The following is a 12725-nucleotide window of genomic DNA, read 5'->3' on the forward strand; positions in this document are numbered from 1 at the left end:
CGAGCGTCGCGGAGGTTCAAGTACGGGAACGGGACCACGCCTCAGTGTGCTTCCGGGACTTCCTGCCGCTGACCCGACAGCGACGGTCGCGCTACTCGCTGCGGTTGGGGCAGGGGTCGGGCTGGGCACGCTCAGCGGACTCGTTCCGGGGTTGCACGCCAACACGTTCGCGCTCTTGCTCGCCGCCGCGGCGAGCAGTCTGCCCGGCCCGCGGCTCTACGTCGGCGTCGCGATGCTTTCGGCCGGCGTGACACACACTTTTCTCGACGTGATTCCAGCGCTGGCGCTGGGTGTGCCAGACCCGGCGATGGCCGCCAGCGCGCTGCCGAGCCACCAGCTGGTCATCGAGGGCCGCGGTCGGGAGGCGCTTCGCCTATCGGCGCTGGGGAGCGGGCTGGCCGTCGTGTTTGCCGTCCCGCTGGCGGTTCCACTCACCCTCCTGATGGAGCGTGCGTACCCATTGCTTCGGCCGTGGTTGTCGGTGCTACTCGCAGGGGTCGCTGCGCTCCTCGTGGTCACGGAGCGTGGCCGCCGCCAGCAGGTCGGCGCGGCGTGTTCGCTCGCCGCCAGCGGGCTGCTTGGAATCGGTCTGCTCGATGCGCCAGTGACCGGAGCGTTGCCTGTATCGGACGTGCTGGTCCCACTGTTTTCGGGGCTGTTCGGCGCACCGGTGCTTCTGGCGGCTATCGAGGGAGAGGGCGTCCCGCCACAAGCCGACGCGACGGTGACGACGCCGCGGCGAACAGTCGGCGTTCTCGCGGGTGTCGGGACCCTCTGTGGCGGCGCTGTCGGCTACATTCCGGGCGTCTCCAGCGCCATCGCGGCCACGCTGGCACTGGGGCTTGTCGCCGAGCGTGGGCCACGGGCGTTCATCGTGACGACGAGTGGCGTCAATACGGCGACGGCGGTGTTTGCGCTGTTCGCGCTCATCTCGCTCGGGACGCCCCGAACCGGCGTCCTCGTCGCGCTTGACAAAGCGGAGGTACCGCTTGTGCTCCCGGCGCTGCTCGCCGCAGTCGCTATCGCCGCCGTCGCTGGCGCGATACTCGTCCCGACACTGGGTGACCGCTACCTCCGAACTGTCGGCCAGCTGAACCCGACACGCCTCTCGTTGTCGGTGATTTCGGTACTCGTCTGTCTCTCCGCACTCTTCGCTGGCTTCGTCGGTATCGGAGCGTTCGGAGCCGCCACGCTGGTCGGACATCTCCCGCCGCGGTTCGGGTCCCGCCGGGCGACCCTGATGGGAGTCTTACTCGTCCCGCTGGCGCTATAGGTAGTCCCGCTGGCGGAAATGGCCGAGCAAGACGGCGACGACGATCACCATCCCGATCATCACCGCGGGATAGCCGAACGCCCAGCCCAGTTCTGGCATATTGTACGGGCTGTCGGCGAAGTTCATCCCGTAGACGCCGACGACGAAGGTCAGCGGGATAAAGATCGTCGCGACGACAGTGAGCATCTTCATCACCTCGTTTGTCGACTGGGACACCGTGTTCAGGTAGATGTCCCGCGCCCCCGCCACCAGGTCGCGGTAGGTCTCGGTCAGGTCGACAATCTGGACCAGATGGTCGTACACGTCCCGGAAGTACTTCTCCGTCTGTGGCTGGATCTGTTTGGGGTCGCCACGGGCGAGCACGCCGATCGCCTCTCGCGCCGGCCAGACCTGCTTGCGGAAGGACAACAGGTCGCGCCGGACGTCGTTGATCCGTTCGAGCGTCTCGATATCAGTGGAGGTCGTCACCTCTTCCTCGATCTGTTCGATATCGGTCTCGATCTCGTCCAGCAGGTCGAAATACGCGTCAACGATGACATCGATGACCCGGTAGGCAGTGAAATCCGGGCCGCGGTGGAGGAGTCGCTCGTCCCCGCGACCGACAGCGTCCATCACGCGCTGGACAGACGGGACAGCTCCCGTCGACAGCGTGACGATCCAATCGGGGCCGATGAACAGGCCGAGCGGCGTTGTTTTCACCTCCTTGTCGAACGTCGTATCGCCGGGCGTGAGCGACGCGGACTTGACGAGAACGAACGTGTAGGCGTTGAAATCCTGGACGTTGGCCCGGACGTCGTTCTTGATGTCCTCGATAGCCAGCGAGTGGAGATCGAAGGCGGAGCTGACAGCCTCAACCTCGTCGGGTGTCGCGTCGGTGGCGTGAACCCACGTCGTTCCGTCAGCCGTTCGGGCAGCCGCCAGGTCCTCGTACGCTATCGCCTGTCCGTCGGCGTACACCACTGTGGAGATCATGATGTGTCCTCCGTCGGCGTAGCGTGGCCGACGGCAGCCACCGTCAGCCCGACCATGACCGCTGTTACTGACGCGGATCGGCCGAGGTAGGCGACGCTCGTCCCGATGGCGTAACCGACGATACCGACGAGCGTGAGCACCACACCGGCGACAAACAGCCGATTCATGCCTCCGTCATCACTGGCCCGAAAGAAAACAGTGTCCCCGCAGTCAGTTGCCCGAATGCGAGAGGCCACCGAGCAGCGTATCGACGCGGGGACCCTCTTGATCGTCGAACCGCTCGGGATAGACGGCGACGGCGACGACCACGTCGCCCTCGTGTTCGAAGCTCGTGAGGTGAATCAGGACGTCGATTTCCTGGCCCTCGATAGCCGTCGTCCCGGAGAACACAGCCACCTCACGGGACTCGCCCAGTGCTTCTACCGTACGGTTGCGTTCGAACTGGACGTCGTTGATCTGGTCGTTTCGGCTGGCGACTTCTTCGACGAGGCGTTCGTTGGACCAGCTCGCGGCGGGGTTCAACGTCTGTCCCGCCACACTGGCGCTGGGCGTCGAGAAGACGATGAACCGCCCGGCGTTGACCTCACCGACCGGCCCGAGGTCGATGCCGCGCTCGTACTGTCGGATGTGGTTCGTGACGCGGATGGTTCGCTCCTGGCCGGCGACGGTGACCGTCCGCTCGATGGTCTGTTCGTCAGCCATCGACTGCTCGTAGCCGGTCTCTTCGAGCGCACTGTCACTGACTGCTGCCGGTGCGGAGTCGAACTCGACTGTCTCCCCGGTTAGCAGGCCGACACAGCCCGACGAGACGACGAGTAACCCGACGAGAAGCGTGAGGATGCCCTTTCGCATTGTTGTTCCTACACTGTGTCCAGTATATAAAGTACGTGGCCGCACAAGCTATTCTCTGAGATACAAAACGGCCGGTACACGCCCATAATCGGTCGCTCGACCCTTTTAGAGCCGGTAGGTCGGCCCGTCGTCGGTGTCTTGGACCTCGACGCCGAGCGCTTCGAGTTCGTCCCGGAGTTCGTCGGCGCGTTCGTAGTGACCGGCTTCTCGTTCTTGCTCGCGGATATTTAGAACCAGGTCAACGACGTCACCGGCCAGCGACACGTCGCCGCTGTCGTCGTCGCCGAACGCCAGCCCGAGGATGCCGCCGCCGAGTTCCTCAAACACTTCGACTGCGCTGCGAAGCCCCTGATAGTCCCGTTGCTCGTGGGCGTCCAGGTGAGAGTTCACTGCGGCCGTCAGGTCGAGCAGCGCGGTCATCGCTTCCCGCGTGTTGAAGTCGTCGTTCATCGCCTCCTCGAACGCCGAGCGGGCGTCGTCGACGCCCTCGCGCAGGGACTCGTCGGACATCTTCGCGTAGGCGTCAACGTCGTCGCAGGCCTCGACCGCACGCTCGTAACCGCGAGAGAGGCGATCCCAGCGCTCCTCGGCCTCCGCGATGGTCTCGTCGCTGTAGGTGGCCCGCGAGGTGTAGGCCGTCGACAGCAGGAAGGTCCGGAGCATGTCCGGACCGAACTCCTCGACGGCATCGGCGACGGTAAAGTAGTTGCCGACAGAGGAGGACATCTTCTCCTCCTCGGTCTCCAGCAGTCGGACGTGGAGCCAGTACTTCGCGAACTGCTGGCCGGTCGCGGCCTCGCTCTGGGCTACCTCGTTCTCGTGGTGGGGGAACACGAGGTCCTGCCCGCCGACGTGGACGTCGATGGACTCGTCGAGGTGAGTCATCGACATCGCCGAGCACTCGATGTGCCAGCCGGGTCGGCCCTCGCCCCACGGGGAATCCCAGGTCTGGGCCGTCTTGCAGGCCTCTTCGGCCGGTGCGGCCTCAGGATGCTGATGTTCGGCAATGTCCTCGGGGTCGACGCCGCCGGCCTTCCAGAGTGCGAAGTCCGCCGGGTGTCGCTTCTCCCCTTCGGTGTCCGCGCCCTGTGATTCGATGTCGTCGACGGACTGGTTCGAGAGCTTCCCGTAGTCCTCGAAACTGGTCACGTCGAAGTAGACGGAGCCGTTTCGCTCGTAGGCGTGACCCTGCTCGACGAGTCGCTCGACGAGATCGATGATCTCCGGGACGTGCTCTGAGACGCGGGGGTACACCTCCGCGCGGCCGAGGTTGAGTGACCGCATGTCGTCGATGACCTGCTGGACGTAGTGGCGGGCCACATCTGCTTCGCTCTCGCCGTCCTCGCCGACGCGGGCGACGATCTTCTCGTTGACATCGGTGAAGTTCTCGACGTGGTGGACGTCATAGCCCAAGTAGTCGAGCCAGCGCGCCATCACGTCGACGTGGACCCAGCCGCGCGCGTGACCGAGGTGGGGCGGATCGGAGGTCGTCAGCCCACAGTAGTACAGCAACACGGAGTCGGGGTCGCTCGGCTCGAAGGGCTCTTTCTTACCGGTCAACGTGTTCGTCACGCGAAGCGTCATTATCGGGAGAACTGTGTCCGCCCGCTTTAAGCCGTCGGAAGGCGACTCATCCCTGTACTGTCGCTTCGACCACCCGGAGCGCGTCCGGTCCCCCACGGCGGCTCACCACGACGACGAGCGCCTCGCCGGTGACGGCGGCAGCGTCGACGGAAACATCTGTTGCGCGCAACCGCCCCAGCACCTCACCGAGTGCTGCTGGAGCAAGGTCACCCGTGGCGATGATGCCCGTCAGTGAGCCAGCGCCCTCGGCGAAGGCAGCGTCTCCGACCTGGAGGACGAGAGCCGACTCAGCACTGGGCGACTCAACCCGACCAAGCCCGCTCTGCATCGAGACTCTGGCATCGCTGTCGTGTGGCGAGTCGGCAGGCAACTCCTCGGCGAACCGACGGAGCGCAGTCGCGATAGCTTCCTCTTCGCCGTCGATGTCGAGCGTGCGTGCGGCGGCCGTGTAGTTGACAACGCCGGCCCGAAGTGCGTCGTAGAGGAACGGGCGCTCGCGGACGGCGTCTCTGGTCGCGGCTGCGAGTGACATTGGCGGCAGGCACGAACGGCGCGGGCAAAAGCGGTTCTATCAGGCGCGAGGGAACGCGGTGCCACTGGATAGCTAGTGAGGGGGAGAGCGACCTATCGTGATCGCGATACGGCGTGGTTGACCCGCAGAATTGTGGCCCACTCCCAGCAAGTGAGAACAGTCATAGGGGATTGTGCCTCTGGACGCCCACTCTCTATATGAGGGAAGGACAATGGCTATTGCACAACGCGAACGGCAAGTGTTCGGACAGCCCCTGGAACCGGCGGACCGAGTCATCGGTGGCATTGTTGTCGCTGCTGGCGCGCTGGGACACGCCGCACTGCTGGCAGCCGCCGGACTGTTGTTCTACGTCCTCCTGTTCGGGCTGTGACTAGGTGGAATCGGTCGGCAACGACATACTTTCGGCACGCAACACTACACAGCTCGCCGGTTATTCGAGCAGGTCAACGAAGGCCCTAAGGACGGCTCGCACCAACCAGTGGATATGGACGAAGCACTCGTTATCGCGGCCCACGGCTCCCATCTGAACGCCGAGTCGAGTACGCCTACCTACGACCATGCCGACACGATTCGGGCGACCGGCGCGTTCGCCGAGGTCCGTGAGTCGTTCTGGAAGGAGGAGCCGTCGTTCCGGGAAGCGCTGCGGACCGTCGACGCCGACGAGGTGTATCTGGTTCCGCTGTTCATCTCTGAGGGCTACTTCACCGAGCAGGTCATCCCCCGCGAGTTTCGGCTGGAGGACTGGGACCCCGAACTGTGGGACTCCGACGGGACGAGCGCGACCAACGCGACGCTGACCGCCGAGGATACGGACCAGACGGTCCACTACTGCGGCCCAGTTGGTACGCACGACTCGATGAGCGATGTCATCGTCCAGCGGGCCGAGTCCGTCACTGGCGATTCCAACGTCGGTGAGGGGTTCGGTCTCGCGGTCGTCGGCCACGGCACGGAGCGCAACGAGAACTCCGCGAAGGCCATCCAGTACCACGCCGACCGCATCCGCGAGCGGGACCGCTTCGACGAGGTGCAGTCGCTGTTCATGGACGAAGACCCGGAGGTCGACGATGTCGCGGACTACTTCGAGAGCGACGACATCGTCGTCGTCCCGCTGTTCATCGCAGACGGCTTCCACACGCAGGAAGACATTCCCGAGGACATGGGGCTGACCGACGACTACCGGACGGGCTACGACGTGCCGACCACGGTCGAGGGTCACGACATCTGGTACGCCGGCGCGGTCGGGACGGAGCCGCTGATGGCTGATGTGGTCCTCGAACGGGCCGCCGACGCGGGTGCCGATGTGAGCAGCGCCATCGAGCAGGTACGCGAGGAGACTGGCGGGGGCACCACTGCCGCTGGGGACTAGCGGTAGCGAGCGACGATTGCTTCGGTTCCCGAGTGGACTATAGTGTCCTCGGTAACTGCGTAGAGAAAACTGAAGTCGAGACGGGGCTCATGCCAGCGGAGGGTGCCGTCGGTCCCAAACTGAAATAGTCCGTGGTGCTTCGTGTTGAGAAACACTGACCCGCCGTCCGGGGCCGGGACCGCGGCCGTTGCCCCGAGATCTATCTCGAATTCGCTTCGCCCTCGTTCCATGGCCGCCAACCGCTCATCATTGAACCGCCACAGTTCTTCGCCGTCGGCAGTGGCAATCGCTATCAGGGCGTTGCGATCGGGAATGTAGACGATTTCGCCGTCACGGCTGAACCGCAACGGTCCATCTGGGATAGTGGTGCCTCTGTTCACCCAGCGGGGTTCCCCCGAGTCGCGGTTGAACGCCCGGAGGTATTCCGAGCGGACATAAACCGTGTCGCCGCGCACGTGCGGCCGGCCGTTAGGGCTCCGCTGTAGGGGCTGGTCCCACAGAACCGAACCGTCTAGGGCGTACACGTCGAGTCGGTACTCTTCGCTGGTCCCCCAGTCGACAGCGAGGCTGCCGTGTCCCGCACAGACTGTCGGCAGGTCGCTCTTGGATGGGTCGGTGGGGACAGGAAGCGACTTCGACCACCGCTCGGCGCCGCTCTCGCCGTCGAAGGCGATGAGGTCGCCGCCGTCGGTCCCGACGTACACACGGCCGTCAGCGGCGGCGACACTGGCTACTGGGTGGTCGACGGGTTCCGTCCAGACTCGTCCGTCGCCGGCCACCGCGACGACGCGGTTGGCCTCCGTTCCCACGTATAGGTGGGCTCCGTCGCTGGCCCAGTCCGTGGCTACGCCCTTGAATTCGAAGCGACCCAATCTGGCCCCATCAGCGAGAGTGTATCGAGCAACAGCGCCTACCGGGTAGTCGTCAAGGAAGCGCGTCGCATCAAACGTCACTTCGAACAGCGTCCCGTCAACCAACGTGACCAGCCGGCCGCCGTCATCAGCCGTCTCCCACTTCTTGTCGCCCGGGCCGGGGCGATAGCCACACCCGGTGAGCGACCCGACGATGCCGGTCAGGCCCGTAAGAACCGTTCGGCGGCTGTACTCCGTCACGTCGGTCCCTCCGTGGCCATCGCCTCCAGTCGTTCGATGCGAGCCTCGGTTGGCGGATGGGTCTCGGGGAACACGTCGTTGGCAACGAAATCAGGCGCGTCTTCGAACTGTGTCTCGTCGATGGGTGCGATATAGAGCGCATCGAGACCACCGTCTTGCGCTCTGAGGTCGTGGTCCGGGGCCACCGTCATCTCATCATCGATGGTCGCAAGCGCGCTGGCGAGCGCCGCAGGGTCGCCGGTGATAGCGACGGCTCCGCGGTCTGCGGCGTACTCGCGGTACCGCGAGAGCACGCGAAACAGCGTGAAACTGGCGAGCCAGAACACGGCTGAGACAGCGAGCGTCAGTACGGCACTGACTGTCAGAATAAAGATGCCGAGTAAGAGGCCCCGGGCGCTATCGCTGTCGGTATGTCGGAAGCCAGTGAAGGCACCGGGAATAGCCTGGAGAAGGCCCAAGGTACTAGCTGCGAGGCTGTAGGTTAGCGTCGGGAGCACGTAGGAAAGGGACATCACAGTCGCGTCGCGGTTCTTGATGTGAGCGAGTTCGTGGGCAATGACAGCGTCGCGCTCGTCGGCATCGAGTGCGTCAAGCAGTCCGGTCGTAAGTACCAGCGTGGCGCTGTCGGGACTCCGGCCGACAGTGAACGCGTTCGGCACGTCGGTGTCCGCGACAGCGACTGCCGGTGCCGGAAGGTCCACTGATTGTGCCAGCCGTGTCACGTTTTCAACCAGCCCGGGTTCGTCGTCGGGGCCCACGGAGCGAGCGTCCAGCGCCCGCAGGGCGATGGTATCGCCAACGGCCAACTGCGTGGCGAATCCAAGCACGACGGCGCCAGCGACCAGCCACGGCTCGATGTAGAACTCGCCGGACAGCACCCAGTCGGTGGCCAGCTTCGCCAGCCATATTCCGGCCGTGTTCACGAGTGCAAGGCCCGCGTAGACGAACCCTACCGGGAGGAGTGCCACGAGGACGACAGCAGTCGCCATTCGGACCTGTAACCCTCGGTCAGTCGGCCAGCCCATAGCGTTCACCCCCGTACCCGGGCCGCCCCCCACAGAACATCATAAATCAGCTACGATTCTTGTAAAATATAATACTGTCGAATCTGGAACTATCTTCACTCCGCTTGCCGGAACAGGCGACTTTTCCCGGTGCGACACCTACGGCGGCGGTATGGACGACACCCATGTCGAGGCGTTCGCCGAGGCAGCGTCGGACGGTATCGCGTTCGACGGTATCGAGGCAGCGGTCGAGGGTGGACGCTACGTCGTCGAGACGGCAGCGGAGTCAGAGACTACGAGTATTGCGGACCTCGATGGCTTGGCCGCATCGTACCCCGAGTACATCTCGAACTGGTACTTCTGGCACGCAAAAGCGCCCCAAGCGGAGCCTCGCTGGGCGTATCTCCGGTGGCTCGAAAACGCCGAGTCGACGCCAATCCCGGACCGATACGATCAGTTACGAGAGGGCTTGACGACGACGTGGGGTGAGCTCTCGATTACCGTGACACTGGACGAGGACGACGAGCGGGTGTACGACCTCCGCCATGTCGACGACACGGGGACAGACGCCGATTCGCTGGACGCGTACGACGACCCGTTGGACGCCCGTACCCTCGCCAAACACGACGACCGTGACCGCTACCGCCCGCTGAAAACAGCCCCCACGCTCCAGTCTGGCTGGATGTTTCCCGAACTCGGGCCGACGGAACTAGTCCAGACGGTGGACTTCTTCTATCCGGCCACGATTTCGAACTGGCACCGCGACCGGGAGGGCGAACTCGACGTGACCCACTGGCGAGATACCGTCGACCGGCAAACCGGGATTTACGGCGTCGTCAAGACCTGGGACCGCGGCGACGGCTACGAACACGTCAACTGGGTCGCCGAGGCCTGCTGTGACGACTCCCAGTGTCTCAAGCGCCGGGAGTGGCAGTACGACGAGGAGACGGACCTCGATGTCGACGGCGGATCGGGTGAGTTCCCCTGCCGCGAACCCTGCTCGCTCGTCATCGCTGGCGCACGCCAGTGGACGAAACTCGAAGGCGAGACGAGCCAGACCTACGAGTTCGAGCTTACGCCCAGCGAGAAAGAACAGATCGAGGACATCATCGATGCCGTCGCCGACGGCGAGGCAGACGACATCCGCGAGGCAGACATCTACGAGGGAGCCAACCGATACCGCACCCGGTTCCTGCGAGCGAAGCTGTTCGACGACGAAGGGAACCCCGGCGGCGAGACGGAGCAGTAACCGGGGTTTCAGGACGAGCGAACGGCGACCGACAGGAGTCCCAGCACGATTGTGACTACGAGGACGGCGGCGACGGTCAACAGCATGCTCTCGGTGAGAACCAGCGTGATGAGTCCCGCAATCAGGACGGTGAAACCGCCAGCCGCCAGTATCGGCCCCGCCGACAGGTCTTCGAGGCTGGGTTCCGATTCCGTCGTCGGTTTCGGCTGTGGCTTCGACAGCTCGTCGTCGACGATGACCGGTTCATTCTCGGTCCCGCCTTCCGGGATGTAGATGTCGATGTACCGGGTCTCGGCGCCGTACCCTGTCACGATCTTTAGCTTGCCACGGACCGGCCCGTCACCGTCGACAGTTATTTTGACCAATCGGTCGGTTTCGGCCCGTACGTGGTGGTTCGTGGCGTCGAGCGACGCGATGGAAGAGAGCGAGTCGTCGAGGTGGAGATGGACGTGCAGGGCCTCGCCGTGATTGACTAACTGCACGTCGAAACTCCCTGTGGCGTCGAACTCGTTTGGAACCTCCAGACTGTGGATGTCCGTCCGATTGAGGTGCACGGGCAGGGAGTCAGGCACGGATGTGACTCCGCGTGGCGAGGAAAAAAAGGTTCAGGCCGGTGCCTCGTCGCGCATGTCCGGCGGGAGCAGGTTCGGAATGCCGTCCTCGATGGGGAACGTCTCGCTGCACTCGGTACAGGTGAGCTGGCCCGACAGGATTTCGCCGTCGTCGCGCTCCGTCACTTCGAGGTCGAGGTCGTGCTTGTCCAGAGGGCAGCAAATAATTTCCATCAGGTCCTCTTTCATATATTCAGCCAAGACCGGCGGTCGCAAAAGTCTGCCGCTCTCCCAGTGGGTGTCGTCCCGTCGCTAGCTACTCGTGTACGACCCCTCGAACATCGACGTAGGGAGGAACGCCCGTTAGAACGGATGCTCGCGGACGATAGTTTCGCCGCGGCCGGGACCGACGCCGATGGCGTAGGCCGGGGTGTCGAGTTCGGACTCGATGTATTCGACGTAGGCTTTTGCGTTCTCAGGCAGCGCATCGTACCCCTCGTCGGCTGCGTCCGCCCAGTCGATCTCGGGCCAGCCGTCGAAGGACTTGAGATTGGCCTCACAGCGCTTCCACTGCTCGGTGGTCGCGGGCATCGACGCTAGCTCCTCGCCATCAAGCGTGTACGTGTGACCGACCTTCACTTCGTCGAGGCCGGCGAGGACGTCGAGGTGGTTGATGGCGATGCCGGTAAAGCCGGACACGCGCGTGGAGTGGCGCAACATCGGCAGGTCGAGCCAGCCGACACGTCGCGGACGGCCGGTAACAGTACCGTACTCGCCACCTTCTTCCCGGATGTAGTTGGCTAGCTCCTCGTTCTCACCCTCGCCTTGCTCGTCGTAGCCGGGCGTATCGCCGACGACGCCGCCGAGTTCGGTGGGTAGTGGGCCACTGCCGACGCGAGTGAGGTACGCCTTCACGATCCCGATAACTTCGCCGTCACCGACGACGCCGGGGCTGAGTCCGGTCCCGGTCGCCGCGCCGCCGGCCGTCGGGTTTGATGATGTGACGTAGGGGTAGTTCCCGTGGTCGATGTCGATGATGGTCCCCTGTGCACCCTCGAGCATGACGTTCTGGCCCTCGTCGATGGTCGCGCTGAGGAAGGCCCCGGCGTTGACGGTCATGTCCTCGGCCTCGAAACGGCGGCCGAACTCGCGGAACTCCTCGAAGATGGCGTCAACGTCGAAGGCATCCGGGTCGTCAAGCTCGTCGACGTCGAGGTCATACACGTCCTCGACGACGGCCCGCTTCTGCGGAACGACGTATTCGAGGCGCTCTCGGAGTACGTCCGGGTCAAGCAGGTCGCCGACGCGGACGCCGCGGCGACCAGCCTTGTCCTCGTAGGTCGGGCCGATACCCCGGCCCGTCGTCCCGACTTCGTCATCCGTTTCGCTTTTTAGTTCCTCCTCGATACCGTCGAGCACGCGGTGGAACGGGAGAATGACGTGTGCTCGTTCGGCGATGCGAACGTCCGGGTCGAGGCCGCGTTCCTGAAGCGTGTCTATCTCGTCGAACAGCGTTCGCGGATTGACGACACACCCGTTGCCGAGTACGCCGACCTTGCCGCGGATGGCTCCGCTCGGAACCAGCGAGAGCTTGTACTCCTCGCCCTCGTGGACGACGGTGTGGCCGGCGTTGTCGCCGCCCTGATAGCGCGCGACGACGTCCACGTCGTCGCCGTACAGGTCGACGATGCCGCCCTTCCCTTCGTCGCCGAGCTGTGAGCCGACGATGGTTACGGTCATCGCACGCACCTTCCAGCCACCGTGATAAACAGATTACGGTCCTGAACTCACGCTCGTGAGCAGTACCCATGTGAATCGTTACGACGGTTTTAAGATACCCCTGTTCAAACGTATCAACGTTGTAGCGATTGGGCGAGGGAGAACCTTTAAATACCGCAAACACAAGTTAACAATTGCCATGATAGACAGGCTTGAAAAGGAAGTTGACATGCTGGAGCGCCACTTGCAGGTGCTTCGCATGGTTATCGAGAACGAGCCTATCGGTATCGTGAAGATGTCCAACGAAACCGGCTACCCGCACCACAAGGTGCGGTACTCCCTGCGCGTTCTCGAAGAGGAGAACCTCATCGAGCCCTCCAGCCAGGGTGCGATCACGACCGAACAGACCGGTGAGTTCGTCGACGACCTCGACGAGAAGGTCGACGAAATCATCGACAAGCTCGAAGGTATGAAGATCGAAGACGCGGCCGAAATCGAAGGCTAAGCTTCT

Annotated in this window: 15 protein-coding genes; 5 read left to right on the forward strand and 10 right to left on the reverse strand. The window is 63.9% G+C overall.

All coding sequences use genetic code 11. The features are described 5' to 3' along the window. Nucleotides 1-46: 46 nt before the first annotated feature. Entirely contained in the window at nucleotides 47-1273 is a 1227-nt protein-coding gene (locus tag C443_RS19250) for a tripartite tricarboxylate transporter permease (protein WP_005538491.1), read from the forward strand. Here the strand turns inward: C443_RS19250 and corA are convergent. The 5 genes from corA to C443_RS19270 form a co-directional block, all read right to left on the reverse strand. Beyond that, on the reverse strand, nucleotides 1268-2245 hold the full coding sequence (corA, locus tag C443_RS19255; protein ID WP_005538492.1) for a magnesium/cobalt transporter CorA: 978 nt from the start codon (nucleotides 2243-2245) through the stop codon (nucleotides 1268-1270). The two genes, C443_RS19250 and corA, sit on opposite strands and share 6 nt — an antisense overlap. Further along, complete coding sequence (locus C443_RS21860) at nucleotides 2242-2412, reverse strand: hypothetical protein (protein ID WP_005538494.1); 171 nt, start codon at nucleotides 2410-2412, stop codon at nucleotides 2242-2244. Before C443_RS21860 ends, corA begins: the two co-directional genes overlap by 4 nt. A gap of 43 nt (nucleotides 2413-2455) precedes the next feature. After that, the gene (locus C443_RS19260; protein WP_005538496.1) at nucleotides 2456-3097 is read right to left on the reverse strand and encodes a DUF6517 family protein; all 642 of its coding nucleotides are present in this window, start codon (nucleotides 3095-3097) and stop codon (nucleotides 2456-2458) included. Nucleotides 3098-3202: 105 nt separating this feature from the next. Next, nucleotides 3203-4681 carry a cysteine--tRNA ligase gene (gene cysS / locus C443_RS19265; RefSeq protein WP_005538498.1) on the reverse strand — a complete coding sequence of 493 codons (1479 nt, stop codon included), beginning with the start codon at nucleotides 4679-4681 and terminating at the stop codon, nucleotides 3203-3205. Nucleotides 4682-4727: 46 nt separating this feature from the next. Then, on the reverse strand, nucleotides 4728-5213 hold the full coding sequence (locus C443_RS19270; RefSeq protein WP_005538500.1) for a DUF7523 family protein: 486 nt from the start codon (nucleotides 5211-5213) through the stop codon (nucleotides 4728-4730). Between the two features lie 211 nt (nucleotides 5214-5424). On the opposite strand from C443_RS19270, the gene C443_RS21865 reads away from it, so the two are divergent. Together C443_RS21865 and C443_RS19275 are read left to right on the forward strand one after the other, a co-directional pair. Next, on the forward strand, nucleotides 5425-5583 hold the full coding sequence (locus tag C443_RS21865) for a hypothetical protein (RefSeq protein ID WP_005538502.1): 159 nt from the start codon (nucleotides 5425-5427) through the stop codon (nucleotides 5581-5583). A 114-nt stretch (nucleotides 5584-5697) separates the two neighbouring features. After that, nucleotides 5698-6579: a CbiX/SirB N-terminal domain-containing protein gene (locus C443_RS19275; RefSeq protein ID WP_005538503.1), complete on the forward strand. Its 882-nt coding sequence runs from the start codon at nucleotides 5698-5700 to the stop codon at nucleotides 6577-6579. Here C443_RS19275 and C443_RS19280 read toward each other — a convergent pair. Both C443_RS19280 and C443_RS19285 read right to left on the reverse strand, forming a co-directional pair. Continuing rightward, entirely contained in the window at nucleotides 6576-7691 is a 1116-nt protein-coding gene (locus C443_RS19280) for a PQQ-binding-like beta-propeller repeat protein (protein WP_005538505.1), read from the reverse strand. The two genes, C443_RS19275 and C443_RS19280, sit on opposite strands and share 4 nt — an antisense overlap. Then, nucleotides 7688-8716 (reverse strand): M48 family metalloprotease, encoded by a 1029-nt coding sequence (locus C443_RS19285; protein ID WP_005538507.1) that lies wholly within the window; start codon nucleotides 8714-8716, stop codon nucleotides 7688-7690. Before C443_RS19285 ends, C443_RS19280 begins: the two co-directional genes overlap by 4 nt. A gap of 151 nt (nucleotides 8717-8867) precedes the next feature. On the opposite strand from C443_RS19285, the gene C443_RS19290 reads away from it, so the two are divergent. Continuing rightward, on the forward strand, nucleotides 8868-9944 hold the full coding sequence (locus C443_RS19290) for a DR2241 family protein (protein ID WP_005538508.1): 1077 nt from the start codon (nucleotides 8868-8870) through the stop codon (nucleotides 9942-9944). An 8-nt stretch (nucleotides 9945-9952) separates the two neighbouring features. Here the strand turns inward: C443_RS19290 and C443_RS19295 are convergent, their stop codons facing one another. The 3 genes from C443_RS19295 to C443_RS19305 form a co-directional block, all read right to left on the reverse strand. Further along, nucleotides 9953-10516, reverse strand: coding sequence for a DUF7524 family protein (locus C443_RS19295; protein ID WP_311241300.1), 564 nt, complete (start codon nucleotides 10514-10516; stop codon nucleotides 9953-9955). A gap of 33 nt (nucleotides 10517-10549) precedes the next feature. Further along, nucleotides 10550-10744 (reverse strand): methytransferase partner Trm112, encoded by a 195-nt coding sequence (locus tag C443_RS19300; RefSeq protein WP_005538510.1) that lies wholly within the window; start codon nucleotides 10742-10744, stop codon nucleotides 10550-10552. Nucleotides 10745-10858: 114 nt separating this feature from the next. Continuing rightward, complete coding sequence (locus C443_RS19305; RefSeq protein WP_005538511.1) at nucleotides 10859-12235, reverse strand: adenylosuccinate synthase; 1377 nt, start codon at nucleotides 12233-12235, stop codon at nucleotides 10859-10861. A gap of 178 nt (nucleotides 12236-12413) precedes the next feature. On the opposite strand from C443_RS19305, the gene C443_RS19310 reads away from it, so the two are divergent. After that, nucleotides 12414-12719 carry a hypothetical protein gene (locus C443_RS19310; protein WP_004516266.1) on the forward strand — a complete coding sequence of 102 codons (306 nt, stop codon included), beginning with the start codon at nucleotides 12414-12416 and terminating at the stop codon, nucleotides 12717-12719. The last annotated feature ends 6 nt before the right edge of the window (nucleotides 12720-12725 follow it).

Source organism: Haloarcula argentinensis DSM 12282, from assembly GCA_000336895.1.
GTDB classification, from domain to species: domain Archaea; phylum Halobacteriota; class Halobacteria; order Halobacteriales; family Haloarculaceae; genus Haloarcula; species Haloarcula argentinensis.